This window comes from Xanthobacter sp. SG618, from assembly GCF_012932745.1.
Taxonomy (GTDB): Bacteria; Pseudomonadota; Alphaproteobacteria; order Rhizobiales; family Xanthobacteraceae; genus Xanthobacter; species Xanthobacter flavus.
Genome location: NZ_JABBHL010000001.1, coordinates 88605 through 115110 on the forward strand (window position 1 = coordinate 88605; position 26506 = coordinate 115110).

General features: G+C 69.0%; 20 protein-coding genes. 13 read left to right on the forward strand and 7 right to left on the reverse strand.

All coding sequences use genetic code 11. The features are described 5' to 3' along the window. Positions 1-103: 103 nt before the first annotated feature. The 4 genes from FHT36_RS00460 (at position 104) to FHT36_RS00475 (ending at position 6053) form a co-directional block, all read left to right on the forward strand. Entirely contained in the window at positions 104-1225 is a 1122-nt protein-coding gene (locus FHT36_RS00460; protein WP_348644357.1) for a carboxylate-amine ligase, read from the forward strand. Between the two features lie 161 nt (positions 1226-1386). After that, entirely contained in the window at positions 1387-3963 is a 2577-nt protein-coding gene (gene mgtA, locus FHT36_RS00465) for a magnesium-translocating P-type ATPase (protein WP_169121437.1), read from the forward strand. Then, the gene (locus FHT36_RS00470) at positions 3938-4399 is read left to right on the forward strand and encodes a DCC1-like thiol-disulfide oxidoreductase family protein (protein ID WP_348644358.1); all 462 of its coding nucleotides are present in this window, start codon (positions 3938-3940) and stop codon (positions 4397-4399) included. The genes mgtA and FHT36_RS00470 overlap by 26 nt, the downstream gene beginning before the upstream one ends. Beyond that, the gene (locus FHT36_RS00475) at positions 4392-6053 is read left to right on the forward strand and encodes an SDR family oxidoreductase (protein ID WP_210257520.1); all 1662 of its coding nucleotides are present in this window, start codon (positions 4392-4394) and stop codon (positions 6051-6053) included. The genes FHT36_RS00470 and FHT36_RS00475 overlap by 8 nt, the downstream gene beginning before the upstream one ends. Positions 6054-6087: 34 nt before the next feature. Here the strand turns inward: FHT36_RS00475 and FHT36_RS00480 are convergent, their stop codons facing one another. Continuing rightward, positions 6088-6936, reverse strand: a complete 849-nt coding sequence (locus FHT36_RS00480; protein WP_169120107.1) for a fumarylacetoacetate hydrolase family protein — start codon at positions 6934-6936, stop codon at positions 6088-6090. A gap of 624 nt (positions 6937-7560) precedes the next feature. Here FHT36_RS00480 and FHT36_RS00485 point away from each other — a divergent pair. The 4 genes from FHT36_RS00485 to FHT36_RS00500 are packed head-to-tail and all read left to right on the forward strand — an operon-like array spanning position 7561 to position 11647. Next, on the forward strand, positions 7561-8373 hold the full coding sequence (locus FHT36_RS00485; RefSeq protein WP_169120109.1) for a UDP-2,3-diacylglucosamine diphosphatase: 813 nt from the start codon (positions 7561-7563) through the stop codon (positions 8371-8373). Further along, positions 8373-9440: a glycosyltransferase family 1 protein gene (locus tag FHT36_RS00490; RefSeq protein ID WP_169120111.1), complete on the forward strand. Its 1068-nt coding sequence runs from the start codon at positions 8373-8375 to the stop codon at positions 9438-9440. The genes FHT36_RS00485 and FHT36_RS00490 overlap by 1 nt, the downstream gene beginning before the upstream one ends. Next, positions 9437-10438, forward strand: a complete 1002-nt coding sequence (locus FHT36_RS00495; protein ID WP_169120113.1) for a threonine/serine dehydratase — start codon at positions 9437-9439, stop codon at positions 10436-10438. Before FHT36_RS00490 ends, FHT36_RS00495 begins: the two co-directional genes overlap by 4 nt. Positions 10439-10444: 6 nt before the next feature. Continuing rightward, a complete protein-coding gene (locus FHT36_RS00500; RefSeq protein WP_169120115.1) occupies positions 10445-11647 on the forward strand; it encodes an MFS transporter in 1203 nt (400 codons plus the stop codon). Here FHT36_RS00500 and dgcA read toward each other — a convergent pair. Continuing rightward, positions 11599-12579 (reverse strand): N-acetyl-D-Glu racemase DgcA, encoded by a 981-nt coding sequence (gene dgcA / locus FHT36_RS00505; RefSeq protein WP_169120117.1) that lies wholly within the window; start codon positions 12577-12579, stop codon positions 11599-11601. The genes FHT36_RS00500 and dgcA overlap by 49 nt on opposite strands. Positions 12580-12901: 322 nt before the next feature. Here dgcA and FHT36_RS00510 point away from each other — a divergent pair, with 322 nt between their 5' ends. The 4 genes from FHT36_RS00510 (at position 12902) to FHT36_RS00525 (ending at position 16479) form a co-directional block, all read left to right on the forward strand. After that, positions 12902-14005: an MlaE family lipid ABC transporter permease subunit gene (locus tag FHT36_RS00510; protein ID WP_407077051.1), complete on the forward strand. Its 1104-nt coding sequence runs from the start codon at positions 12902-12904 to the stop codon at positions 14003-14005. 6 nt (positions 14006-14011) lie between these two features. Next, positions 14012-14824, forward strand: a complete 813-nt coding sequence (locus FHT36_RS00515) for an ABC transporter ATP-binding protein (protein WP_169120119.1) — start codon at positions 14012-14014, stop codon at positions 14822-14824. A gap of 85 nt (positions 14825-14909) precedes the next feature. Continuing rightward, positions 14910-15833 (forward strand): MlaD family protein, encoded by a 924-nt coding sequence (locus tag FHT36_RS00520; RefSeq protein ID WP_169120121.1) that lies wholly within the window; start codon positions 14910-14912, stop codon positions 15831-15833. A 7-nt stretch (positions 15834-15840) separates the two neighbouring features. Next, positions 15841-16479, forward strand: a complete 639-nt coding sequence (locus FHT36_RS00525) for an ABC-type transport auxiliary lipoprotein family protein (RefSeq protein ID WP_169120123.1) — start codon at positions 15841-15843, stop codon at positions 16477-16479. A 39-nt stretch (positions 16480-16518) separates the two neighbouring features. On the opposite strand, the gene FHT36_RS00530 is transcribed toward FHT36_RS00525, so the two are convergent. Further along, positions 16519-17985 carry a YcjX family protein gene (locus FHT36_RS00530; protein ID WP_169120125.1) on the reverse strand — a complete coding sequence of 489 codons (1467 nt, stop codon included), beginning with the start codon at positions 17983-17985 and terminating at the stop codon, positions 16519-16521. A gap of 2 nt (positions 17986-17987) precedes the next feature. Then, entirely contained in the window at positions 17988-18509 is a 522-nt protein-coding gene (locus tag FHT36_RS00535) for a histidine phosphatase family protein (protein ID WP_169120127.1), read from the reverse strand. A gap of 189 nt (positions 18510-18698) precedes the next feature. On the opposite strand from FHT36_RS00535, the gene FHT36_RS00540 reads away from it, so the two are divergent. After that, positions 18699-20219, forward strand: a complete 1521-nt coding sequence (locus FHT36_RS00540; protein WP_169120129.1) for an FAD-dependent oxidoreductase — start codon at positions 18699-18701, stop codon at positions 20217-20219. Here FHT36_RS00540 and FHT36_RS00545 read toward each other — a convergent pair. The 3 genes from FHT36_RS00545 to FHT36_RS00555 all read right to left on the reverse strand — a co-directional run bounded on the left by FHT36_RS00545 (position 20207) and on the right by FHT36_RS00555 (position 26274). Next, the gene (locus FHT36_RS00545) at positions 20207-20737 is read right to left on the reverse strand and encodes a hypothetical protein (protein ID WP_169120131.1); all 531 of its coding nucleotides are present in this window, start codon (positions 20735-20737) and stop codon (positions 20207-20209) included. The two genes, FHT36_RS00540 and FHT36_RS00545, sit on opposite strands and share 13 nt — an antisense overlap. 80 nt (positions 20738-20817) lie before the next feature. Beyond that, positions 20818-21810 carry a P1 family peptidase gene (locus FHT36_RS00550; protein WP_169120133.1) on the reverse strand — a complete coding sequence of 331 codons (993 nt, stop codon included), beginning with the start codon at positions 21808-21810 and terminating at the stop codon, positions 20818-20820. A 135-nt stretch (positions 21811-21945) separates the two neighbouring features. After that, positions 21946-26274 carry a hypothetical protein gene (locus tag FHT36_RS00555; RefSeq protein ID WP_169120135.1) on the reverse strand — a complete coding sequence of 1443 codons (4329 nt, stop codon included), beginning with the start codon at positions 26272-26274 and terminating at the stop codon, positions 21946-21948. Between the last annotated feature and the right edge of the window lie 232 nt (positions 26275-26506).

The window sequence follows — 26506 nt, forward strand, 5'->3', positions numbered from 1 at the left end:
CCGGTGCCCAAATTTGGACTGATTTGGCGTCAGTCTCCCCGGAACTTCGCAATGGGGCGGGCGTTACTGGCTCGCCGTAAAGCCGGGTTTTGTGGAGGGCTCCGTGTCGAACGATTACAGCTTCGGAATCGAAGAGGAGTTCTTCGTCGTCGATGCCCAGACGAAGGCGGTGCAAAGGCGCATGCCGTCTGGGTTCTTCGAAGAGCTGAAGGAACGGCTCGGCGATGCCGTTTCGGTGGAGATGCTGCAGTCCCAGCTCGAAATCGCGACCCGGCCGTCCACCGGCATCGGTAGCGCGCTGGACGAAATCCGCGGCCTGCGCCATGCGGTGTCGGACGTCGCGGGCGAGCATGGGCTGGCCGTCATCGCCTCCGGCACCCACCCCACCGCTACCTGGGACGGCGTGCGCGCCACGCGGGCCAACCGCTACGACGGCGTGATGAACGACCTCAAGATGCTGGGCGAGCGCAACATGGTGTGCGGCCTGCACGTGCATGTGGAACTGCCCGATCCGGACGAGCGGGTGGATGTGATGCGCCGCATCGTCCCCTACATTCCCCACTTCATCGCGCTCTCCACCTCCTCGCCCTTCTGGGGCGCCAAGCAGACCGGCCTGATGGGCTACCGGCTCGCCGCATACGACGAGCTGCCGCGCACCGGCCTGCCGGAGATGTTCGAGAACAACGGCGATTATGAGCGCTATGTGGAGGCCATGGTGGCGGCGCGGGCCATCACGGATTCGAGCTATGTGTGGTGGGCCATTCGCCCCTCGCGCCAGCTGCCGACGCTGGAACTGCGCGCGCCGGACAGCTGCACCCGCTCGACCGACACGGTGGCCATCGCGGCGCTCTACCGCGCGCTGGTGCGCTTCCTGGTGCGCAATCCCCATCACAACCGCGACGTGGGGCCGGTGGACCGGGCCATCGCCGACGAGAACAAGTGGCGCGCCCAGCGCTACGGCGTCCACGGCTCGTTCGTGGACCTCGCCCAGCGCCGCGCCGTGGCGGTGCGGGATGCGGTGGATGGGCTGGTCAACCTCGTCGCCTCGGACGCGGAAGCGCTGGGGTGTCTCGACGCACTCATGCGCGTGCGCACCATTGCCGAGGAGGGGACCAGCGCCGACGCGCAGCTCGCCATCTTCCAGGAGGCCCAGCACCGCACCGGCAACCGCACCGAGGCCCTTGGCGCGGTGAAGAGCTGGCTGGCCACGACGACGATGCAATGAGGCCGCTGCGGAAGGTCGCTTTCCCCGTCGTTTCTTGATCGAAGCAGGTACCGGCGGGCGGCGAATGTGCTCTAGGCTCCCGGCGGCTCGAACAGCGCCGGAGGCCGCCCGTGGAGATCGCCGGACAGGGTTCGCAAGGCAAGGCCCCCGGCGGCGCGGCCCTGCATTCCGTCGATGCCGGCGAGGGGGCCTTCTGGACGGAGACTCCGGACGCCCTCTGTCAGAAACTCGGCTGCGGCACCGCGGGGATATCCTCCAGTGACGCCGCAGAGCGGCTCGATCGCTTCGGCCCGAACCTCGACAAGCCTCCGAGCCGCACGACCCCGGTCCGCGCGCTGCTGCGCCGCCTGCTCGAGCCGCTGATGCTCATGCTGCTCGTTGCCGCCGGGGTCTCGGCCGCGACGGGTGATGCGGCGAGCGCGGTCATCATCATCCTCGTCATCGTCGCCTCCATCGGTCTCGACACGGTGCAGGAGGCGCGGGCCTCCAAGGCCGCGGCGGCACTGCGCGAGCAGGTCGCGCTGACCGCAGAGGTGTGCCGCGACGGTGTCTTCGCCACGCTCCCCACCGATCGGATCGTGCCCGGCGACGTGTTCCGCGTGCGCACGGGCGACATCATCCCCGCGGATGCGGTGATTCTCTCCGCCGACGGCTTTTCCGCCAACGAGGCCGCCCTCACGGGCGAGCCCTATGCGGTGGAGAAGCGACCCGGAGCGGTCTCATCCACCGTTGCGGCGGAGGCGACGAACGCCCTGTTCCGGGGGGCGGTGGCGCAGAGCGGGGAGGCGGTCGCACTCGCTGTGGCCACCGGCAAGGGGACCCTGTTCGGCGCCGCCGCTGCCCTCCTGGCGGAGGATGCCGGCCTGTCGCCCTTTCAGCGCGATCTGCGGGCCCTGGGCTTCGTCATCGCCCGCGCGGCCGGGGTGCTGTCCGTGGCGGTGCTGGCGGTGAACCTCGTGCTGGGGCGGCCGCTGCTGGAATCGCTCATGTTCGCGGTGGCGCTTGCAGTCGGCCTCACGCCCGAGCTGCTGCCCATGATCACCACCGTCACCCTCTCGCGCGGCGCGGTGCGCATGGCGCAGCGCAAGGTGATCGTGAAGCGGCTCACCGCCATCCACGACCTCGGCGCCATGACGGTGCTCTGCACCGACAAGACCGGCACCCTCACCTCCGCCGAGATCGTGCTCGCCGCCAGTGAAGACGGGGGCGGGCAGGCGGCGCACCGGCCCGCCGAGCTTGCGGCGCTGTGCGCGGAGCTGGCCGGTGATCGCAGCTGGATGGACACGGCGCTCGCCGCCGCCGCGCCGGCTGCGGCGGATGGATGGTCGGCGCCCTCCCGCCTCGGCTTCGGCTATGAGCGCCGCCGTGGCTCGGTGCTGGCGGAGCGCGCGGGGGAAGGCATCGCCGAGCGCCTCCTCGTCTGCAAGGGTGCGCCGGAAGCGGTGATGGACGTCTGCACCAGCCGCCGCGTAGGTGACGCCATTGTAGAACTTGATGCCGAGGCCCGCGCCGCTCTCGCCGCGCAGTTGAAGCGTCATGCGGAGCAGGGCCTTCGGGCCATTGCCGTGGCGACCCGCGCCGGCACCCCGGACGGCATGGCCCGGACCGGCAGCCTGGAGCCGGAGGACGAATCCGGCCTCGTGCTGGAAGGCTTCTGCCTGTTCGAGGACCCGCCCAAGCCCACCGCCGCCCATGCTCTCACGCGGCTTGCGGCGGCGGGGGTCCGGGTGAAGGTGCTGTCGGGGGATGACCCCACGGTGGTCGCCCACGTCGCCGGGCAACTCGGCATCGATGCCGCTGACATGCTCTCCGGCGCCGAGGTCGCGCACCTGTCCGACGATGCGCTGCGGGTGCGCGTGCGCAGCGTGAACGTCTTCGGACGGATGACGCCGAACCAGAAGGTGCGGGTGGTGCGGGCGCTGATGGCCAACGGCGAGACCGTGGGCTTCCTCGGCGATGGCGTGAACGACGCGCCGGGCTTGAAGCTCGCCGATGTCGGCCTGTCGGTGGACGGCGCGACGGGCGTGGCGCGTGCCGCCGCGGACATGATCCTGCTCGCGCCCGATCTCGACGTGGTGGCGGACGGGGTGGAGGAGGGGCGGCGGACCTTCGCCAACATCCTGAAATATGTGCGGATGGGCGCCAGCTCCAACTTCGGCAACATGCTGTCCATGGCGGCGGCCAGCCTGTTCCTGCCGTTCCTGCCGCTGCTCGCTACCCAGATCCTGCTCAACAACCTGCTCTACGACCTCTCCGAGGTCGGCATCCCCTTCGACGCCGTGGACGAGGCGGACCTCGCCACGCCGCAGCAGTGGGACATGAAAGGGCTGGTGCGGTTCGCAGCGGTGATGGGCCCGCTCTCCTCGCTGTTCGACTTCCTCACCTTCGGCGTGCTGCTGCTGGTGCTCAACACCGGGGTGGAGGCTTTCCGCACCGCCTGGTTCCTGGAATCCATCGCCACCCAGGTGCTGGTGGTCTTCCTCATCCGCACCCGCCTGCCCCTCGGCGCGACGCCGCCGGACCGGACGCTCATCATCTCGGCCCTTGGCGCCTTGGCAGTCGCTTTCGTGGTGCCCCTGAGCGGCCTCGGAGGCTGGTTCGGCTTCGTACCGCTGCCTGCGACGACTCTCCTTGCCGTCGCCGGCATTACGCTTGCGTATCTGTTCTGCGCGGAGGGCGTGAAGCATTTTGCCGTGGGAGGACCGCGGCCCCGTGGACGCGCCGGCACCGAGGGATAGGATGGGTGCCCTAACTGCAGGTCTTTCCATGGAATCCCTTCCACCCGAACAGGATCTCATCGTCTTCGACGGCGCCTGCGTTTTCTGTTCGGCCTTCGCGCGCTTCATTGCTCGCCATGACCGGGAGCGGCGGTTTCTGTTCGTGACCGCCCAGTCGGAGCCCGGGCGGGCTCTTTACGCGCGGCACGGGCTGGATCCGGACCTCATGGAGACCAACATCGTCATCGTCTCCGGCCGCGCTCATATGCGGCTTCAGGCCTTCGCGGTGGCCATGGGCGCACTGGGGTGGCCGTGGATGGCCTTGCGTCCCTTGGGCTGGATCCCGCGGGTGGTCTCCGATCCGCTATACGATCTCATTGCCCGCAACCGTTATCGCTTCGGGCGGCAGGCGTGTCCTGCGCCGTCGGCGGAGCTGAAGGCGCGGCTCATTGCTTGAGGTCGTGCTCGTTGTCGGAGGCTACGGGGTCTTCGGCTCTCGCATCAGCATGGCCCTCGCCCGCGTCGAAGGGATCGATCTCATTGTCGCAGGCCGCGACCGGAACGCCGCTGTTGCCTTCTGCGCCGTCCACGGCGGCCGGCCGGACATAATCGATCGGGAGGACCCGGCGCTGGCGGCGCGGATTGCAAGCCTGTCGCCGTTCCTCGTCATTGATGCGGCAGGCCCGTTCCAGTCATATGGCGCACGGCCATATCGCGTCGCCGAGGCGGCGCTCGCGGCCGGGGCGCACTATCTCGATCTTTCGGACGATCCGGTATTCACCATAGGTATCGCGCGACTCGATGATGTCGCGCGGAAGGCTGGCCTTGCAGTTTTGTCTGGAGTTTCGAGCGTGCCCGCTTTGTCGTCCGCCGCCGTGGTGGACCTAGCCGAAGACATGGACGACATCCATCTCGTGGATACAGTCATCGTTCCCGGCAACCGGGCACCGCGCGGCCTCTCCGTGGTGCGCGCCATCGTCGGCCAGGCAGGCCGCCCGATACGCATGTGGCGGGGAGGGCGATCAGAGAGCATTCCGGGATGGAGCGGCCTTGAGTGCGTCTCGCTAAGCCTATCCGGGAAGCCGCCCCTGTCCGGACGGTGGGCCAGCGTCAATGCAGCCCCCGACCTGGAGCTTTTCCCGCGATGCTTCCGGGCGCGCTCGGTGGTGTTCCGCGCCGGGCTCGAACTGAAAACCATGCACGCCGGACTTTTGATCCTGTCCATGCCGGTACGCTGGGGGCTCTTGGGAAGCATCGCGCCGTTGGCGCGTCCTCTCAAGTGGGTCGCGGAGCGGCTTAAGCCTTTCGGCACCGATGCGGGTGGCATGCGCGTGTGCGTCTCCGGGCTTACCAGACAGGGCCGGGCGGAGGTGCGCGCATGGGTGCTGCTGGCGGGCTCGGGTGAGGGGCCGCACGTGCCCGCCGTTCCGGCCCGGGTGATGTTTGAGAGGCTGCTGGCGGGCAAGGTGCCCCCGGGAGCGAGGCCTTGTGTGGCCGAGTTTGCGCTGGCCGAGGCCGAGGCGGCCATGGCGAACCTCGATATTTCCACCGAAAGTACGGCGCGGGAATTCCCGCTCGTGTTCGCCGAAACGTTGGGAGCCGCGTTCGGCGCGCTTCCGCCGGCAGTGCGTGACCTCCACACGGTCATGGATGTCCGGCGTTGGAGCGGCGAGGCGGACGTCGAGGAGGGAACGGGGCATCTGGCGCGGCTCGTCCGAATGCTCATGGGGTTCCCGGCGCCCGGGACTGCCATCCCGGTGAAGGTCAGGATGGAGCGGCGTGGAGAGGCTGAGATTTGGGAGCGGCGGTTCGCCGGCCGGCCGCTGCGGTCCCGTCTCGCGCGCGCTGGTGCGGGAATCCTGCGGGAGCGGTTCGGACCGCTGAGTTTCGACATCGCGCTGAACGTGGTGGGAGGGCGGCTGGCCTACCCGGTGGTCGCCGGCTATTGCGCCGGCCTTCCATTGCCGCGCGTGCTCCTGCCGATCAGCGAAACGACCGAAAGCGTGGATGCAGAGGGACGGGTGACGTTCGACGTGGCGGTTTCTCTGCCGTGGGTTGGCAGAATCGTGCGTTATCGCGGCTGGCTGGTACCTGATGAAGCCGAGGCATGAGGCGACGGGAAGATACCCGCCGCCTCCTTTCGTCTCAGAGCTTGAACGGCACCACGGTCTGCTGCTGCTCGCCGAGGCCCTCGATGCCCACGCGCATCACGTCGCCGGCCTTCAGAAAGCGCGGCGGCTTGAAGCCGAGGCCGACGCCGGGCGGGGTGCCGGTGGTGATGACGTCGCCGGGATCGAGCACCATGAATTGGCTGATGTAATGCACCAGGAACGGGATGCGGAAGATCATGGTCTTCATGGAGCCGTTCTGGACGCGCTCGCCGTTCACCTCCAGCCACATGGCGAGGGTGGAGGTGTCCGGGATCTCGTCGGTGGTGACGAGCCAGGGGCCGAGCGGCCCGAAGGTCTCGCAGCCCTTGCCCTTCATCCACTGGCCGGAGCGCTCGATCTGGAAATGGCGCTCGGAGACGTCGTTGCAGATGCAGTAGCCGGCCACGTAGTCGAGGGCGTCCTTCTCCTCGACATAGCGGGCGCGCTTGCCGATAACGAAGGCGAACTCCACCTCCCAGTCGAGCTTCAGCGAGCCCTTGGGAATCATCACGTCGTCATTCGGGCCGACGATGCAGTTCGGCGCCTTGTTGAAGAGCACCGGCTCCTCGGGGATGGGATTGTTGGTCTCGGCGGCGTGGTCCGCGAAGTTGAGGCCGACCGCGACGAAATTGCCGGGACGGGCGACGCAGGCGCCGAGGCGGACGCCTTCCGGAGCGAGCGGCAGGGAGGCGGGATCGACACCCGCAATCTTCTTCAGGCTCTCGGGGGCGAGGGTCTCGCCGTTGAGATCCGCGATGATGCCGGACAGGTCGCGGACCTTGCCGTCTGAATCGATTAGACCCGGCTTCTCTCGTCCAAATTCGCCGAAGCGGACCAGCTTCATCGGGAGCTCCTGATGGGATGTATGGCGTTGTTCTTGTTCGGGCGGGCAGCGCTAGGGTCAGCTGCTCCGTCCAAGGCGGCGCACGCTGGCGCGGTCTGGGGCCTAGGTCAATGGCGGCGGGATGTTTTTTCCTGCGGACGAAGGCGAACTTCGAGAGGCGAGGATGACGTTAGGTCACGTGCGGGGAGGCAGCGGCAGCCAATATGTCGCGGCTTCATAGAGGCCGGCCGTGGGTCGAACGGGCACCGTCCGGACGCGTCGGCAGAGTTGAGTGGCGACGATTCGACAGGTCGTCCGGGTTCGCGCGGCGGGGAACGTCTTCACTGCGCAGGGCTTCGACTATTAGCCGTCTTTCCAATGCCTGCCCGATCTGCATTTAATCTGTGCAAGCCGCGTGATTGGGCATGTGGCCTTCCTTTTGGACCGGCGACGTCATAAAAGGGATACACGACTCCGGCTAAGTCCGGACCGTGCAAGGTCGGCATGACGGACGCTCTGCAAGCTGTTCGGCAAGCCCGCCGGCGAACTTGAACGGGGCGCCTTATGGGTGCCACGATGCCGCCTTAGCCGGGTCCGGCCGTTACGGCTGCGCTGGCGGGCTGCGGGAAGGTGGAGGTATAGGGCGTGAGCGACAGTCCTGAAGCGCGCCGCTTTCGCGCCCTCTTCATCTCCGACGTGCACCTCGGCACCAAGGGTTGCCAGGCCGAATTGCTGCTTGATTTCCTCAAGTATAATGATGCCGATACCGTCTATCTCGTCGGCGACATCGTCGATGGCTGGCGGCTGAAGGCCAACTGGTACTGGCCGCAGAAGCACAACGACGTGGTGCAGAAGCTGCTGCGCAAGGGCCGCAAGGGCGCGCGCATGGTCTACCTGCCGGGCAACCACGACGAATTCCTGCGCGATTATTACGGCACGCACTTCGGCGGCATCGAAGTGGTGGAGCGGGCGATCCACGAGGCGGCGGACGGCAAGCGCTATCTCGTCATCCACGGCGACATCTTCGACGTGGTGGTGCGGCATGCCCGCTGGCTCGCCTTCCTGGGAGACTGGGCCTATTCGGCCGCGCTCACCATCAACACCTACGTCAATAAGATCCGCCGCCGGCTGGGCCTCACCTATTGGTCGCTCAGCCAATGGGCGAAGCTGAAGGTGAAGAACGCGGTCAATTATATCGGCAAGTTCGAGGAGGCGGTGGCCGATGAGGCCAAGCGCTCGGACGTGGATGGGGTCATCTGCGGCCACATCCATCATGCCGTGATCCACGAGCAGTTCGGCGTCCGCTACGTGAATTGCGGCGACTGGGTCGAGAGCTGCACGGCCATCGCCGAGCATGATGATGGCCGCCTTGAGATCATCTCCTGGACCCGCAAGCTGGACAAGAAGGCTCCGGCTGAGGAGGGCGAGGTGGTCGAGGGGGCGCGCGCGGCGGCCTGATGCGGGTTCTTGTCGCCACCGATGCGTGGCATCCCCAAATCAACGGCGTGGTGCGGTCCCTGGAGCATACCGCCCGCGAGGCGGAGAGTCTGGGTGCGGACATGCAGTTCCTCAGCCCGCAGGGCTTTCGCACGGTTCCGCTGCCCACCTACAACGAGATCCGGCTCGCCCTCGCCACGCCGCGCATGATCATGCGGCGCATCGAGGCGCTGCAGCCGGACTTCGTGCATATCGCGACCGAGGGGCCCATCGGCATCCTGGTCCGCCGAGCCTGCATCGCCTCGCGCCGGACTTTCACGACCTCCTACCACACCAAATTCCCGGAATACCTCGCCGCCCGCGCCCCGGTGCCCGAGCGGCTGACCTATGCGTGGCTGCGCTCGTTCCACAATGCCGGCGGCGGCGTGATGGTCTCCACCGCCACGCTGGAGCGGGATCTGGAAGCCCGTGGCTTCAAGCGGCTGATGCGCTGGTCGCGCGGCGTGGATGCGGACCTGTTCCGTCCGCGCCCCGAGGCGACGCTGAACCTGCCGCGGCCGGTCTATCTCTTCGTCGGCCGCGTGGCGGTGGAGAAGAACATCGAGGCCTTCCTCGAACTCGATCTGCCCGGCTCCAAGGTGGTGGTGGGCAGTGGCCCGGCCCTCGCCAGCCTGAAGGAACGGTTTCCCGCCGTGCACTTCCTCGGCTCGAAGGAGGGCGAGGATCTGGCGCAGGTCTATTCCGCCTGCGACGTCTTCTGCTTCCCGAGCCGCACCGATACCTTCGGCATCGTGCTCCTGGAGGCGCTGGCGAGCGGCCTGCCGGTCGCCGCCTATCCCGTCACCGGCCCGACCGACGTGCTGGCCGATGCGACGGAGCAGGTGGGCATCCTCGACGAGGATTTGCGCACCGCCTGCCTCAAGGCGCTGGAGCTGTCGCCCGCCGCCGCCCGCCGCTTCGCGATGCGCTATACGTGGCGGGAAAGTGCCCGGCAGTTCCTCGACAACGTGCTGATCGCCCACGACATCGGGCCCATCGCGCGGCGCTATCGCCTTCGGCGGCGGCGTCGGGTAGCTTCCGGCGCATGAGCGCCTCCCAGATTCCGTCCGCCCCGCTTCCCACCGCCGAAGATGTCGATGCCGCGGCCGCGCGGCTCCTCGGCTTTGCCGTCCGCACGCCGCTGGTGTTCTCGCCGGTGCTGAGCGAGCGCACCGGCGCCGACGTTTTCCTGAAGCCGGAAACGTTGCAGCGCACCGGTTCCTTCAAGTTCCGCGGTGCCTTCAACCGCATGGTGCAGATTCCGGAAGAGGCGCGCGCCGCCGGCGTCGTCGCCTGCTCGTCGGGCAACCATGCCCAGGGTGTCGCCGCCGCGGCGAAGATCCTCGGCATGCCGGCGGTCATCGTCATGCCTCACGACGCGCCGGCCCTGAAGCGCGACCGTACCCGCGCGCTCGGCGCGGAAGTCGTGGGCTATGACCGCCGCACCGAGGACCGCGATGCCATCGCCCGCGCCATCGCGGCGGAGCGCGGCGCCATCATGGTGCCGCCCTATGACGATCCTCACATCATCGCCGGGCAGGGCACGGTTGGCCTCGAGATCGTGCAGGATCTCGCCGCCCTCGGCCGCGTGCCCGATCTCGTGGCGGCCAATGCCTCCGGCGGCGGACTGGTGGCCGGCATCGCGCTCGCCGTGAAGCGCGTCGCGCCGCAGGCGCGTGTGGTGGTCTGTGAGCCGGCGGGCTTCGACGACCATGCCCGCTCTTTCCGCTCTGGTGTGCGCGAGCGCAATGCCCAGCCGGACGGTTCCTTCTGTGACGCGCTGCTTGCGCCCACGCCCGGCGCCATCACCTTCGAGATCACCCGTCGCATTGTGGGCGAGGCGGCAGCCGTGACCGACGCCGAGGTGGCGCGGGCGGTGGAATACGCCTTCCGCGAACTCAAGTTGGTGGTGGAGCCGGGTGGCGCCGTCGCGCTGGCGAGCCTGCTGGAGGGGCGGCTCAACGTCACCGGCGGCACGGCGGTGATCGTGCTCTCCGGCGGCAATGTGGACGCGGAAACCTTCACCCGCTGCCTCGCCGCCGTCTGACGCATCGTGGAAGATGCCGGGGAGAACGGGCAGGGGCATCTGCCGCCGCGCGCGCTCGCGCTGCGGCTGGGGGCAGCCTACGGCACCTTCTTCATCGCCCTCGGCATCTTCCAGCCCTATCTGCCGCTGTGGTTGCAGGCGCGTGGATTGGGGCCGGAGGCCATGGGCCTCGTGCTGGCCGTGCCCATGCTCAGCCGGCTTGCCGCGACACCCCTGCTCGGCCTGCTCTCGGACCGGCTGGGACGGCCGAGGGCGCTGCTCACCCTTTTGGGCATGGCCACGGTCGCGGCCATGGTGCTTCTGGCCTTCACCTCCAGCCTCCCGGCGATCCTCCTGATCCTCGGTGCCATGTCGGCGGCTTGGTTCCCCGGCTTTTCGCTGCTGGATTCCTACACCTCGCGCCTCGCCCGGGCGGGGCGGGCGGAATATGGCCGCGCGCGCCAATGGGGTTCGGCGAGCTTCCTCGCGGCCAATCTCGCGGGTGGCGTCATCGTCGGCGCGCTGGGCGCGGATTCAGTCGTCCTGCTGATGATCGCGGGCCATGTGGCCTATGTGCTCGCCACCTTCGCCTTGCCGGAACTGCCGCGGGCTGAGGCCATGCCGTCTCCCCTCACGGGCCGGCGGGCACGGCTCGGCTTTCTCGCCGGCATCGTCGCCGCCGGGCTGGTGCAGGCGAGCCATGCGGTGCTCTACCTCTTCGCAACCGTCCACTGGCGGTCGGAAGGCATCTCGCTGACGATCATCGGTGTCCTGTGGGCGGTGGGCGTCGCGGCTGAGATGGTGCTGTTCCGTTTCGGCCGGCCACTGCTGGGCCGCTTCGGCGCCTATGGCATGATCGCCATCGGCGGCGCGGCGGCCGTGGTGCGTTTTGCGGTGATGGCGAGCGATCCGCCACTCGCTGTCCTGCTGCCGCTGCAGATGCTGCACGCTCTGACCTTCGCGGCGACCTATCTCGCCATGGTCGATCTCGTGGCGCGGGGCGTGAGCGAGCATCGTTCCGGTACGGGGCAGACCACCGCCGCATGGACATCGAGCCTCATGTCGTCCGCCGCGAACGTGGCCGCCGGGCCGCTCTGGGCCGCGTTTGGCCCCATGGCCTTTCTGGCCGGCTGCGCGCTGGGCCTGGCGGGGGCGGGCGTGGCCCTCGCCGCCGCGCGGCTTCAGCCCCAGAGCAAGGGATCGGGCGGGGAGACGGTGGCACCGTCGTAGTGGAGACCGGGCAGACGGTCGCGCGCGAGCAGAAGCGGCCCGTCGAGGTCCACCCATTTCGCCTTCTGGGCGACCAGCAGGGCAGGGGCCATGGCGAGCGACGACGCCAGCATGCACCCCACCATGACGCCGAAGCCAAGCCCATGAGCCGCCTCCGCCAAGGCCAGTGCTTCGGTGAGCCCCCCGGCCTTGTCGAGCTTCACGTTGATGGCGTCATAGCGCTCGCGGAGCGCCGCGAGCCCCGCCCTGTCGTGCACGCTCTCGTCGGCGCAGATGGGCACCTGCCGATCGATGCGGGCGAGCCGGCGGTCGTCGTCGGCCGGCAGGGGCTGCTCGACGAGCTCGACGCCGACGGTGGCGCAGGCATCGAGCAGGGTCGGCAGGTCGGCGGCCTTCCAACCCTCATTGGCATCGACGATGAGGCGCTTGTCCGGGGCGGCCTCGCGCACGGCGGCGAGGCGCTCGCGGTCTCCCGGGGCGCCGAGCTTGAGCTTGAGCAAAGGCCGGTCGGTAGCGGCGGCTGCGGCGCGGGCCATGGCCTCCGGCGTATCGAGGCTCAGGGTATAGGCCGTGACCACCGGCCGCAGGGCGGGCAGGCCGGCCAGCTCGGCGCAGCCCATGCCGGAGGATTTCGCCTCGAGGTCCCACAGGGCGCAGTCGACGGCATTGCGCGCGGCGCCGGCCGGCAGGCGGTGCTGCAGCATCTCCCGGCTGAGGCCGTCCGCAAGGTCCGCCCTCAGCGCTTCGATGGCCGCGACCACGCCTTCCACGGTTTCGCCGTAGCGAGCATAGGGCACGCACTCGCCGCGACCGGTGATGCCGCCTGCGGTGATGCGCGCCTCCACCACCACGGCCTCCGTCTTGGAGCCACGTGCGATGGTGAAGGTGCCGGCGATGGGAAAGCGCTCGACGCTGAGAGACAGTTCGGCCATGGGTTAAGCTTAATAGCCGATTCCGCGCCGCCCATCGCGGGGCAGGTGACGATGGTGGCGAGGTGTGTCCTGGCTGATCTCGACGCCGCCTCCGCGTATCTGTATGGCTAGATTGCGTTCATGCCTTGCGGGGCGGGAGCGCATCCGGCAGGAGCGTGTGCCGCTGCCGGAATGAAGGCGGGGCGACGGTTTGACCGCGGCAGGTGTCGTGGTAGGGCTACGGACGGTAAGGTCCGAAGTCTGTTCTGGGGTTGAGACCATCCGGCGTGTCGCGCCGGTCGCCGTTGGAGACGCCGCGTTGCCGCATGCTTCGTTGATTTCCGTGCACAGCCAGGACGACCGCCTGACCGTGGCCGGGCGCGGAGCGTGGACGTCCGAATATGCCGACGAACTGGAGATGGCGGTCAACGATACCGTCCATTCCTATGCCAAGCCCAAGGGCGTCGAGATCGACCTCGCCTCCGTAGAGCGCATGGATACCTTCGGCGCCCTGCTGCTGGAGCGGCTGCGCCGTGCCTGGGCCGGCACCGGTGTCGAACCGACTTTGGTCGGGCTGGCGCCGCGCTACAAGGTGCTGCTGGAAGAGCTTGCCCGCATGGGGCACGAGCCGCCGCCCCCTAAGCGCCGGCACGAAGGCATTCTGGAGCGGTTCGGCCACGAGGTCGTCAATGCCGCCAAGGATGCGCTGTCGCTGCTGAACTTCATCGGCGCCACGGTGGCTGCCATGCTGCGGGTGCTGGCCCGCCCGCGCAGCTTCCGCTTCACCTCCATGGTGAACCAGGTCGACCGGGTCGGCTTCCGCGCCGTGCCCATCATCCTGCTGATCACCTTCCTCATCGGCTGCATCCTGGCGCAGCAGGGCATCTTCAATTTTCGTCGTTTCGGCGCCGACATCTATGTCGTGGACATGGTGGGCGTTCTGGTGCTGCGCGAACTCGGCGTGCTCATCGTCTCCATCATGATCGCCGGCCGCTCGGGCAGCGCCTATACGGCCGAACTCGGCTCCATGCGCATGCGCGAGGAGATCGATGCGCTTCGCGTGATGGGCTTCGATCCCATCGAGGTGCTGGTGGTGCCGCGCATTCTGGCGCTCATCATCGCCCTGCCGCTGCTCACCTTCATCGGCTCCATGTCCGCCATCTTCGGCGCGGGGCTGGTGTCCTGGGGCTATGGCGGCATCACACCCGACGTGTTCCTCGACCGGCTGAAGCTCGCCATCGACCTCGATCAGTTCAAGGTCGGCATGTACAAGGCGCCCTTCATGGCGGCGACCATCGGCCTCGTCGCCTGCATGGAAGGCCTAAGGGTGGGCGGCAGCGCCGAATCCCTAGGCGAGCACACCACCGCCTCGGTGGTGAAAGCCATCTTCCTCGTGATCGTCATGGACGGTGTGTTCGCCATGTTCTTCGCCGCAATCGACATGTGAGCGGCCATGGACGCACAGACCTCCCCCTCCACACTTCAGACCAGCGGCCGGGAAGCCATCATCCGGGTGCACGACATCGTCGTGGGGTTCGGTGACCGCGTGGTGCTCAACCACCTCGATCTTGACGTCTATCGCGGCGAGATCCTGGGCTTCGTCGGCACGTCGGGCGGCGGCAAGTCGGTGCTGACGCGCACGATCCTCGGGTTGGTGCACAAGACGTCGGGCACGGTCGAGGTGTTCGGGCAGAACCTCGACGACCTCTCCGAGCGCGAGCGCTCGGCGCTGGAGCGGCGCTGGGGCGTGCTGTTCCAGCAGGGTGCGCTGTTCTCCTCGCTCACGGTGAAGCAGAACATCCAGTTCCCGCTGCGGGAAAATCTCAAGCTGTCCCAGCGGCTTCTGGACGAGATCGCCTATACCAAGATCGAGATGGTCGGCCTGAAATGCGATGTGGCCGAAAAGTTACCCTCCGAGCTTTCCGGCGGCATGATAAAACGCGCCGCGCTTGCCCGTTCGTTGGCGCTCGATCCTGAAATTCTCTTTCTCGACGAGCCCACTTCGGGCCTTGATCCGATCGGCGCGGGCGACTTTGACGAGCTGATCCGGACGCTGCAACAGACTTTGGGGCTTACGGTTTTCATGGTAACCCACGATCTCGACAGCCTTCACACCGTGTGCGACCGCATCGCGGCACTCGCCGACGGCAAGGTGATCGCGGCTGGGACGATCGAGGACATGATGGCGCAACAGCACCCTTGGCTGCGGGCCTATTTTCACGGCACGCGGGCAAGGGCGGTGCAAAACGCGCGCCGCGAGCGTTGATACATGCGCGCCGCCTGCGGCGGTGCGCCAGGACAAGGAGCAGGCCGGTAAAGCGGGGCAGGCTGCAACGGAACCGGGATGAGGCATGGAAACACGGGCCAACTACACCATCATCGGAGCCTTCACGCTCGCCGTCATCGCGGCGGCGTTCGGCTTCGTGTACTGGTTCGCCGGACCGCACGATTCCACGGCCCGCAAGGTCTACGAGATCGTCTTTGACGGCTCGGTGGCTGGCCTGCGCCAGGGCAACTCGGTGCTGTTCAACGGCATCCCGGTCGGCCAGGTGACGAGCCTCGGTCTTGTGCCGGGGCAGCCGGGGCAGGTTCTCGTCCAGATCGGCATCGACAACAAGGTCCCGGTTCTCTCCGACGCCCGCGCAGGCCTGGAATCGCAGGGCCTGACCGGCATCATCGCCGTGTCCATCCGTGGTGGTAAGCCGGACGCGCCGGCGCTGCAGCCCGGCCCCAATGGCATTCCCCGCATCGCTTCCGACGGCGGGGCGGGCATGTCCGGCCTCATCAATACGGCGCAGGGCGTCGCCAAGAAGATCGAGGTGGTGCTGGACGCCATCAACCCGGAAGAGATCAAGAACATCATCCGCAACATCGACACCTTCTCGCAGGCCGTCGCGTCCAAGTCCGACGACGTGGCGAGCGTGATCGAGCAGGCAAATGCGCTCGTGAAGCAGCTCAACGGTGTGGCGCAGCGGGTCGACGAGGTGGTTGTGAACCTCAAGACCGCGACCGAGGACAAGAACGGCCTGCTCAACCAGGCCACCGAGGCGGCGGCCTCCGTGCGCAAGCTGGCTGACAATCTCGACCAGCGGACCGCGCTTCTCACCAACGAGATCAGCCGCTTCACCGGGCCCGGCCTCAAGCAATTCGAGGCGCTTGCCACCGACGGACGCCGCACCCTCGGCGAGATCGACCGCGTGCTGCGCGGCATCGAGCGCAACCCCCAGCAATTCATCCTGGGCGGCGGCAACTCCATTCCGAAATACGGGCGATGAGCCGATCATGAGCGACGTTCCCGTCTCCCGTAGCGATGTGCTGACCCGAGCCGCTTCTCTGGCGCGCCGCCTGCTGGCCGCGTCCCTGTTCGTCGGTGCCGCACTGTCCCTCGCCGCCTGTGGTTCGACCCCGACGCCCACCTACAATCTCACCGCACCCGGCGGCTTCACGGCTGGCGGCAACGGCAACGGGCAGCTGGTGGTGGTGGCGCCTACGGCGCTTGCCGTACTCAACACCGACAAGATCATGGTGGAGCCCGGCGCGGGGCAGGTGGCCTATCTGGCCGATGCCCAGTGGAGCGACAATCTCCCGGCGCTGCTGCACGCCCGCACCATCCAGGCCTTCGAGAATGCCAGCAAGCTGCGCCGCGTCGCCCGTCCCGGCGACGGCGTGAATGCGGACTACACGCTGGTGACGGACATCCGCACCTTCGCGCTGCGCATTACCGATCAGGGGCCGGTGGCCGTGGTGGAGATTTCCGCCAAGCTCATCGGCACCCAGAGCGGTCGCATCCTGGCCGCGCAGGTGTTCCGCGCCGCCGTGCCGGCAGCTTCATCCGCCGGTCCCGCCGCTACCGTCGCCCTTGATCAGGCGCAGGAGCAGGTGCTGGTGCAGATGGTGCGCTGGGCTTCGACCAAGTTCTGATCGGCTTCTGACTTTCCGGCCCCTGAACCGCCAGCAGGTTCAGGCGAGCCGATCCGCCAGCAGGAACTGAAGCGCCCGATCCAGCCGAATATGCGGGATCGGGGCGTCGCCGACGCCCGCAGGGGGACGGAAGCGCAGGAAGCGGAAATCCACGTCGTCCTGCCCGTCGCCCGCCATGGATGAGGCGAGACCCCGGAAGCCCGCGCCGGACGGATCGAACAGGGCATCCGGATCGGCCGGCAGCTCGCCGGGAAACACCGCCACTTCCTCCTCGCCGTCGAAGACGTGGCCGCCCGCCTCCTGTCCGGCCTCGGGCGTGCCGACGATGGCGTCCAGCTCATGACCGCCCCGCCGCACACGGGCCTCGCGGGTGGCGCGGATGGCTGCGAGCGCCACCACGTCGAGGGTTGCGCCACGGTCCTGTGCCCGCTCGCGCGCTCGCTCCACGAGACGGCCCAGCACCGCTTCCAGCCGGTCATGGCTGGCCCGATGCAGATGGTCCGCCTTGGTGGCCGCGAACAGCACCTTCTCGATACGAGGGCGGAAGAGGGTGCTCACCAGGCTGTTCCGCCCGGTGCGGAAGGCGGCGAGGATGCCGTCCAGCGCCCGTTCCAGGTCGGCGAGGGCGGCGGGACCGGCATTCAGCGCCGAGAGCGTGTCCACCAGCACGATCTGCCGGTCGAGCCGCGCAAAGTGGTTGCGGAAGAATGGCCGCACCACGGCGTGCTTGTAGGCCTCGAAACGCCGCTCCATCATCCCGCCCAGCGTGTCGGCGCGAACGGGCGCGTCCTCCACGTCCAGCGGGGCGAAGGTGAGGGCGGGCGATCCTTCGAGGTCGCCGGGCATAAGGAAGCGGCCGGGCGGCAACAGGCTCATGGCCAGCCGCTCGCTGCGACAGGCGGCAAGATATGAGGTGAACCGCGCCGCCACCTCCCGCGCCCGCGCCTCGTCGGCCGGCCCGCTTGCGGGGGCGTCGGCCACCGCCGCGAGGAAGGGCGCGGCAACCTCGGCCCGGGCTTGCGCCCGCGCGAGGGCGAGGCTCTGCCGGGCAAAGTCGGCGTAGGACATGTTCAGCAGCGGCAGGTCCAGCAGCCACTCGCCGGGATAGTCCACGATGTCGAGGGTCAGCGTCTTCAGGCTGCCGCGCCGGGTGGCGTAGCGGATGGCGAGGCGCAACTCGCTGACCCGGGTGGTGGAGGACGGCCAGCGCCGCTCCGCCCCCAGCATCTCCAGATGACCCTCATAGGCAAAGCGCGGCACGGCATCGTCCGGCTGCGGCTGAAGCTCCGCCCGGGCAATGCGGCCGGACTGGTAGGGCTCGAAGACGGGCATCCGCGCGCCCTTGGTGAGGGCGTGGATGAGGGCCGTGGTGAAGATGGTCTTTCCCGCCCGCGAAAGGCCGGTCACGCCGAGCCGCAGGGTGGGATGGGCGATGCCCTCCACCCGATCCGCCAGGGCCTGAAGTGCGATGCGCGCATCGTCCACGGCGTCCGTGAAGAACGCCATCGTCAGTCGTTTCCGCCGAGATCGCGCGGGGTGACGAAACGGTCGAGGCGGCCGATGCCGGGCGCGGTGGCGCTCCACTCGTCCACGGGAAGATCGATGACGGCGAGGCCGCCGGTCGGGAATTTCTCTGCCATGCTGGCAAGATGGGGCGCCGGACCCGAAGCCACAAGCAGCTCGGCGAGGTCTTCGAGGCCGGGATTATGGCCCACCAGCATCACGCTGTGGGCTTCCTTGGGCTGTTCCCGCAGCACGGTCATGAGGCGGGCAGCGGATGCGTCATAGACGCGGGGCTCGCTCGCCACCACTTTCGGCGGCGGCAGACGGGCCGCCACAAGATCCCACGTTTCGCGCGTTCGACGGGCGGGCGACACCAGGATGCGATCGGCCAGCAGGTGTTCCTGCGAGATATAGGCACCGATGCGGGGCGCCGCGTTCCGGCCACGAGCTGCAAGGGGCCGTTCCGGATCGGCGATGCCGTCCGGCCAGTCCGACTTCGCATGGCGCAGCAGTATGAGACGGCGCATGGATACTAACCGATCAACGAAATGCGGCTCCTTATGGCGCACGTGGCCTGTGCAGCGCAATGTCCGCTGCCGCGCCGCAGCGTCACGCCCCCCGGCGCATTCGCCGGCCATACGCCATTAGAGCGCCGCAAATAAACGCTTTCTCAAGCTGGCGGCGTCAGCATTGCCCATCTCTTATTGGACCAATTCATGAGCCAGACGTCTGCGCCCCGGCCCCCCGCGCACGATGCGACGGTGCCCGAGCGCTCCGCCGCGGGCCCCAAGCGGATCATTGACTGCGACGTCTGCGTGGTCGGTGGCGATGTCGCCGGCCTTGTTCTGGCTGGAGATCTTGCCCGGCGGGGCCGCGACGTGGTGCTGCTGGCCATAGCCGGCCCTTCGGCGGCCGTCCCCTCCTGGCCGCTCGACAGCGTCATCGCCCCCGGCTTCCCGCTCTCGACCCTTGAACTCTCCGGCCGGGTCGGCCGCGACGATGCGCAGGAGCTGCTCATCCTTTCCGCCCAGGCGGCGGAGGCGGGGCTGGGCCTCATAGAGCGCTTGGGCATCGAAATCGGCCCGCGCGGGCGGCTCACCGTGGCGCGCGCCCATGCGGCCGAAGACCTCTATCGCGAGCACGAGCTGCGCCAGGAACTCGCGCCGGATACCACCGTCTTTGTCGGCGCGGAGGATCTGGCGGCCCTCCTCGGCACCCAGACGTTTGCCGCCGGCCTCGGAGTCGTGCCGGCCGAACGCGTGCGCACGGCCTCCCTCATCGCGGCGCTGGAAGATGCGGCCGGCGCGGCCGGGGTGCGTTTCGTGAATGCGGAGGGCGCGCTCTCGGTCGATCTAAAGGGCGTCCGCAAGTATCTCGATATGGCGAACCAGCGGGTGCGCGCCTTTCAGGTCGCGGTGTGCGGACCGGCGGCGTTTGCCCGTCTCGGCTCGGGCGTCGCCCGGTTGCCACGGGCGCCGTGGGTTTCGGGCAGCTTCCGGCTGCCGGGCAGCAACGCGCCCTATGCTGGCCTCGTCGAGGAGTTCGGCCTCACCGGCCTTGCATATCATTTCGACGGCGACCGGCTAGCGCTCGCCGCCCAGTCGGCCCTGCCGGTGATGACGCGCGTCGGCGCGGCGCGGGTGCTGCGCCGACACGCGGCCGAGGTTTACCCCGTCGGTGGCGGGCTGGTGGAAGGCGCGCGGGCGCGCAGCCTGCCCGATCCCGGCGGCATGCCGATGCTGTATGAGGGCGAGCGGGGCGTCTGGTACGCGCTGGCACCGGGTGCCGGATCGCTGGGGCTCGATTTCCTCGCGGCCCGCATGATCGTGGGCGCGATCGCCGAGCGGGACGACCGGATCGCCCTGCTCCAGCCCTTCGCCACGGGTGGCCTATCGGGATGGACCGGACGGGTGGCGCGCTTTGCCGCCTTCTGGCACCTGCGCCTCGCCGCGCGCCTGCATATGGAGAAGGGCGTGCCAGCCCTCGCGCCGGCGCAGGAGCCGGACGTTCCCGCGCCCCTTCCGGCACCGGCGACGGCCAGCGCCCTGGCACGGCGGAGCGTCGCCTCGGCGGCGTCGGCCTCCCGCCACGCGGCACGGGCCGCGCTCCATGCCGCCTCGGGCTGGGCGTCGGGGCTTGCCACGCGCGCCGCGTCCGAGGGCTCCCGCCGGCGCCGGCGGGCACCGGTCGAGCCGCACGGCGAGCTGGAAGACGAGGCGCCGCCTCAGCGGCGGTAGAAGCTCTGCGGTCGCACGCCTTCCCGGAAATAGCCGAAGAAGGCGGCGACGCCCGCCGCCTGCGCGAGAAGACCAGGCATGAGCGCCGCGAACGCCCCGAGATCGGCGCCGTCGGGCGCGATGGCATCGCGGATGGCGAACTGGCTGTAGCCGGTGGTGGCCAGCCAGAGCACCAGCAGCCAGGGCAGCACGAGCAGCGCGATGCGCGCGCGGGCCACGGTGAGCACCACCATGGTCACCGCCCAGCCGAACAACACCACCTGCGGCATCAGCCCTAGCCGCAACACCTGCTGCGGCACGCCGGCACCCGCGAAGGAATCGAATAGGGCCGAGCGCGCGCCGGCAACGCCCAGCGCCGAAATCAGCGTGAACAGCCCGGCAAGTGGCAAGGCGGCGATGCCGCAAGCGCACCAAAACAGGAAGGCCAGAGCCCCGCCGAGGCGCACGGGGCCTTCGGGCCTGCCGGGGACATGCGAGGGCGAGCGGGGAGGGACTTGGGGTGTGGACGGAGCGGTCATGGAGATCCTCGGATCACCGGGCTTATAGCTGATCACGCACGCCATGCATCCGCTAACGCCGCCCTGACGTTACGCGACCGTCAGCGCCCGAAATGGTCGTGCCAGCTCTTCTGGCAGTCCGGGAAGGGCAGGCGCCGGGCTTCGTACACGCCGCGTGCAACCGCGCGTGCCAGTACGATGGAGGCGAGGGCGCCGAGCCGGGCGAGGTCCGGCAGCGGCGCCTCCAGCGCCCGGCGGCCGGTGGACATGGCGAACACCACGTCGCCATCGAGTGGCGTGTGGACGGGAAACAGCGAGAGCGCCAAGCCGTTCTGCGCCATGATGGCGAGCCTGCGCGCCTGCACCGTGGTCAAGATCGCATCCGTCGCAACGACGGCAATGGTGGTGGCGAAGCGCGAGACGCCGCCCTTGAGCCGGGGATCTCTGGCCTCATCCGGAACATGCGACGGCACACCGAGCCCGCCGAACTCGCCGCCCCGCTCATAGTGGCCGGCGCGGAAATGCGGACCGTCGCCGAACAACGGACTTCCGGCGGCATTGACCGCGACGATGGCGCCGACCATGTGGCCTGTCGCCGTCATGGCCGAGGCCGAACCGAGCCCGCCCTTCACGGTCGCCGTCGTGCAGCCCGTGCCGGCGCCTACCGAGCCGAGGTGGAAGTCCACGTCTGCGGCGTCCAGGGCATCGCGGCCGAGCTGCAGGTAGGGCGGATGACCCTCCCAGCCCTTGTCGCCGCCATTGAGCAGGTCGAACAGGATGGCGCCGGGCACGATGGGCACGCGCGCGGTGCCCACCGCAAAGCCCCGCCCGCGCGCGGCAAGTCCCGCCATGACGCCGGAGGCCGCATCGAGGCCGAAGGCCGAGCCGCCCGAGAGGGTGATGGCATCGACGCGCTCCACCGTTGCCGCCGGGTCGAGCAGGTCGGTCTCCCGCGTGCCCGGCCCTCCGCCGCGCACATCGACGGCGGCCACCGCCGGCTCTTCCGCGAGGATGACGGTGGCGCCCGTGCCGATGTGCGGCTCGGTGGCGTTGCCGACCTGCAGGCCGGGGACGTCGGTGATGAGATTGCGCATCTCGCCCTTCCCTTGCCGGCTTGCCTCCGGCCGCTGCAAACCACCCCGGAAATGGAAAGACCGCGCCAGGCGTCTCGGGCCCGGCGCGGTCTTCGTTTGCGTCCGCCTTGTCGGCGAGACCGGTTCCGTCCTGCCTCAGTCGAGGCGGCCGGAAGCGTGGGCGAGCATGGTGTAGACCTTGCCCGTATCCGAGGTCAGGTAGGTGCGCGCCAGCGTGCTGCCGCGATCATCACCCGACACCTGATCAATGAGCCGCTCGAATTCGGCGACGTAGCGATCCACGGTCTCGCGGAAGCCGGCGTCGGCGCGGTAGCGGCGCTTCAGGGCGTCGAAGGTCTGCTGGCCCTGCATGGTGTACAGCCGGCGGGAGAAGACGTGGCTCTCGCCGTTGTTGTGGCGATCCCACATCTCGACCGCCGCCTGATGGTCCACCATGCGGGCGATGTCGGTGGACAGATCGTCGAGGCTCTCCGGAGCCGCGGCGGGTGCAGGGGCTGCCGCGCGGGTGGAGCGCGGCGCGTCCTCGTCCAGATCGCCGGAGGCGCGGGCGAGAAGCTCGGTCAGCCAGCTGTCGCGTTCCTCGCCGTTGCTCTCGGCGCGGGCGGCCGGCCGCGAGGCGGGACGCTCGGCCGGCTCGGCGCGGCGGTTAGCCGGGGCGCGGCGCAGCTCAGCCTGGAGAAGGCTCGCGCCTTCGGTGCGGGCCGGCTCGGAACGGCCGGTCTCGCTGCGGGTCAGGTCCTGGCGGCTTGCTTCGGCACGGGCCGGTTCGGAGCGCTGGAGTTCCGCACGGGGGCTCTCGGCGCGGGGTTCGCGTTCGGGACGGCTGCGCAGGGTGGTGGTCTCACGCGATGCCTCGCGGGCGGCGCGGGTGGTCTCCTGCTGCGCGGCACGGGCGGAAGCCTCCACCACATCGAGGGCCTGACCCTGCCGGGCGACGATCTCGTTGAGCTCGGCGAGGGCCTTGATCTGCTCGGCCACCGCGCGGCGCATGGTGGCGGCGCTCGCCTCGGTCTCGGCAGGCAGCTCAAGGATGCCGCGCTTCATCTCCTCGCGGGCGAGGGTGATGGCCTGCTGGACATCCTCGGCCACGCGCTTGAGATCGGTGGCGACGGCGGTGAAGCGGTTGCCCGTCTCGCCGAAGAGCGTGTCCACGTCGGCGAGGGCCACCTCGTAGGTCTCCCGCAGGGCCGCCGCGGAGCGTTCGCGCTCAGCGTCGGCCGCAGTGCGCACCAACGCGAGCTGCTGCGCCACGGCTTCGGTGGACCCGGACGTGGCCGATGCGATGACGCCGGCGATCTCGACGGCGCGCTGCTGCGAGGCCTCGTAGGTCTCGTCGAGCATGGTGTGGAAGGCGACGAGGCGGCTCTCCACGTCCCCGACTCGCTGGGCGAGGGAGCGGGCGAGCTGCTCCATGGCTTCGCGGCGCGAGGCCAGCGTGCTGTCCACCTGGTCGTGGGTCGAGGCGAGCGTCTGGGCGGCCTCGTCCATGAGCCGGCGGTTCTGGTCGAGCCGCTCGGACAGGGAGGACATCTGCGCCAGCGCGGTGGCGGAGACTTCCTTGAGCGAGCCGATCTGCGACTGGAAACGCTCGGCGGTGGCGTCGGCGCTGAGCGTGATGCCGGAGACGGCGCCCCCGAAGCTCTCCACTTGGCGGGCGAAGGTGCCGGCGAAGGCATCGAGGTTCGACACCGCCTGGGTGAGCGCACCCTGGAAGGTGGCATTGGCGTCGTCGAGACGCTCGATGATGACGCCCACGTCGGTGCGCAGCGCGGTGTTGGTCGCGGTGATCTCCGTGACCGCGCGCTGGCTGGTGCGCTCCAGCGCGGAGAGGAAGGTGCCGTTCTTGTCGTCGATGAGGTGGGCGATCTCGTTCAGGCGGGTGCCGAGGTTGTCGGCCACCTTCTCAGAATGCTCGGTGAGGGTGCGGCTGACATTGCCCGACAGCGTGGTGAGCGAACGCTCAACCTCGCTCGCCTCGGCGCGCAGGGCGCCGGAGACGGTCTCGATGCGGCCGACCAGGGCATCGGCGATCGCGGTGCCGCGCACTTCCAGCGAGGTGGCGACGCCGTCGAGGCGGCCGAGCACCAGTTCCTCGATGCGGTGGACGCGGCCGTCGAGCACGGAGGCGATCTCCTGCGCCCGGACGCCGATGTTGCGGTTCACCGCGTCGGCACGGTCCGTCAGCACCTCGCCCAGCGCCTTGGAGCGGGTGGCGAAGAAGTTCTCCAGCGTCTCCACCGACTTGTCGAGGGACTCCGTGGCGTTCTTCGTGCCCTCGGCGATGGTGCGGGCGAAGTTGACGGTGCGGGTCGCCAGCGTCTCTGTGAGGCTCTGGGCGCGCTGGTCCAGCGTCTGCTCGATGCGCGAGAAGCGCTGATCCATGATGGTCGCCACCGTGTCGGTGGTGGCGGAGAGGCGCTCGTCCAGCGTGGAGGTGGCGAGACGCAGGTTCTCGTTCACCAGCGCCACCCGGTGGGTGATCTGGTCCACCAGTTCGGGGGCGTGCACCTTCACCGTGGTGTCGAAGTTCTTCACGCCGTCCTGCATGGCGCGGGCGAGGTGGGCCGCATCATGCTGCATGCGGTCGGCCAGCTCGGCGCCGCGCACGGTGATGGTCTCCTCCATCGCCTTGAGGCGGGCGGTAAGCATCTCCTTGATGGCGTCGCTCTTGGTGCCGATGGTGGCGACCAGGATGTCGGCGGTCTCGCGGAAGGCTTCCGTGACCTTGGAGCCGCGGGCGCCGATGGCCTGCGTGACCTCGGTGGCGACGCGCGACAGGCGCTCGGTCATGTCCTCGCCGGCGCCGTTGAGGGAAGCGGCGACCTCGTGGCTCTTGTCCACGAGCGCCGTGACCACCTGGTTGCTGGAGCGGTCGAGCGAGGAGGTGATGCGATCGCCGGTCTCGGACAGGCGCTGCTGCAGGTCCTCGCCGCGCACGGCGACCGCCTCGTAGATGCGGTTGCCGGTGGCCTCGATGCGGTCGGCGAGGTCGGTGCCGCGCACGGCCAGCGTCTCGGCGACGCGCTCGCCGGTCTCTTCCAGCTTGCGGACGAGTTCGCCGCCGCGGGTGGAGAATTCGACCACCGCGCTCTCGCTGGTGGCGCGGAAGGCGGAATTCACCTCGGCCACGCGCACGTCGATGTCGTCGGCGAAGCGGCCGACATTGTCCGCCAGCGTGTCGGTGATGCCCTGCTTGAGGCGGTCGATGTTGGTGTTCACCTCGTCGCCCCAGCGCTCGACCAGCTGCGACACGTCGGTGGTGGTGGCGAGGAGGTTCGAGGCGAGATCGTCGGTGCGCGAGCGCAGGGTCTCCACCAGCAGTTCGCCGGATTCCGACAGGTCCTGCCGGATGTCGGAGCCGGTGAGCTGGAGACGGTCGATCAGCTCGCCGCCCTTGGCGGTGAGGCTGTCGATCATGCTGTCGCCGACGCGGGCGAGGGCGGCTGTGATGTGCTCGCCCTTCTGGCCGAGGATCTCGGTGACCTGCTCGCTCGCTTCCATCATGGTGGTGTGGATGCGCGAGGCGACGTCCTTCACCTCGCTGGAGAGCACCGTCTCGGCGGCGATGATGCCCTCGCGCAGGCGCTCGGTCTCGATCTGGATGTTGTGGCGCTCGGACTGCAGGTCGTCGATGAGGGTCCGGATGCGGGTCTCGTTCTCCTCATAGGCGCGCTCGAGGGTCGCGACCTCGGCGCGCACCATGGCCTCCAGCTCGCCGGCCCGGGCGACGGCGCGGTCCATGCCGTCACCCATGGCGGCCACCTCGCGGCGCACCGCCTGGCCGACCGTGACCACGCTTTCGGTGGCGATGGATTCCGGCTGGGCGAGGCGCAGGGCGACCTCGGTCATGGAGCGGGCGATGCCCTGCAATTCCATCGACCGGCGCACGATGCTGGCCATGCCGAAGAAGGCGAGCGGGGGAATGAGGATGCCGGCGAAGATGCCGAGCAGGGCCGGGGAGTCGCCCAGCGACTGGAGCCCGTTGGAGCTGGCCATCAGGCCGTGGTGGACGGTGTAGGCGAAGATGATGCCGATGACGATCCACGCGAGCGAGACGCCCGTCGCCCAGTAGAAGGGCGTCACCGGCGGCTTCTTCTGCAACTGACCGAGGAGCTGGCCGATGGGCTGGCGGTCGTCATTGGCGGCGCGGCGCTCGGCGTCGCTACGCGGGGGGCGGGGCGCGCCCTCGCGGCGGCCGCCGTCCACGCGAACCTCTCCGCCCTCGGGCGGACGCGGCCGGCGATTGATGGGGCGGCCTTCACGCTGCGGTCCGGGACCGGACAGAACACGCTCGGGTGCGGGCGGTCGATCCAGCGGGGTTCCGCGATCGGGAGGCAGGGGCGCCTCGCCCCCCTTGGCCGCAGCCGCATTGGCCTCGGCATTGTCGAGCTCGAGCGTCAGAGCCTCCTGGATGGCCGACAGAGCCGCCTCGGTCGGGTCCTGGATCTTCTTCGGGTTCTTCATCTCGCTGTCGCCTCTGCCCGCTTTCGGTGCCGGCGCGTGATGCCGCCTTGGCTCCGATACCCGTACACGCCCCCATCATCCGGCCACGCCGGACGAAGATGGTTTACCGTTTCTTATCCTAGACAGGCCGCGGCTCCGTTTGAACCGCCCCTGCCGCATTAATGAAGATATCGTTAATATCGAGCCACTTGGCTTGAGCTTGGCCATTCGGCCCGGGCGGGCGGGACCCGCG

Coding starts and splice junctions, on each gene's coding strand:
- FHT36_RS00480 (WP_169120107.1), bottom strand. CDS start 6,936: ATGAAGCTGGTCCGCTTCGGCGAATTTGGACGAGAGAAGCCGGGTCTA.
- FHT36_RS00490 (WP_169120111.1), top strand. CDS start 8,373: ATGCGGGTTCTTGTCGCCACCGATGCGTGGCATCCCCAAATCAACGGC.
- FHT36_RS00495 (WP_169120113.1), top strand. CDS start 9,437: ATGAGCGCCTCCCAGATTCCGTCCGCCCCGCTTCCCACCGCCGAAGAT.
- dgcA (WP_169120117.1), bottom strand. CDS start 12,579: ATGGCCGAACTGTCTCTCAGCGTCGAGCGCTTTCCCATCGCCGGCACC.
- FHT36_RS00515 (WP_169120119.1), top strand. CDS start 14,012: ATGGACGCACAGACCTCCCCCTCCACACTTCAGACCAGCGGCCGGGAA.
- FHT36_RS00520 (WP_169120121.1), top strand. CDS start 14,910: ATGGAAACACGGGCCAACTACACCATCATCGGAGCCTTCACGCTCGCC.
- FHT36_RS00525 (WP_169120123.1), top strand. CDS start 15,841: ATGAGCGACGTTCCCGTCTCCCGTAGCGATGTGCTGACCCGAGCCGCT.
- FHT36_RS00530 (WP_169120125.1), bottom strand. CDS start 17,985: ATGGCGTTCTTCACGGACGCCGTGGACGATGCGCGCATCGCACTTCAG.
- FHT36_RS00535 (WP_169120127.1), bottom strand. CDS start 18,509: ATGCGCCGTCTCATACTGCTGCGCCATGCGAAGTCGGACTGGCCGGAC.
- FHT36_RS00540 (WP_169120129.1), top strand. CDS start 18,699: ATGAGCCAGACGTCTGCGCCCCGGCCCCCCGCGCACGATGCGACGGTG.
- FHT36_RS00545 (WP_169120131.1), bottom strand. CDS start 20,737: ATGACCGCTCCGTCCACACCCCAAGTCCCTCCCCGCTCGCCCTCGCAT.
- FHT36_RS00550 (WP_169120133.1), bottom strand. CDS start 21,810: ATGCGCAATCTCATCACCGACGTCCCCGGCCTGCAGGTCGGCAACGCC.
- FHT36_RS00555 (WP_169120135.1), bottom strand. CDS start 26,274: ATGAAGAACCCGAAGAAGATCCAGGACCCGACCGAGGCGGCTCTGTCG.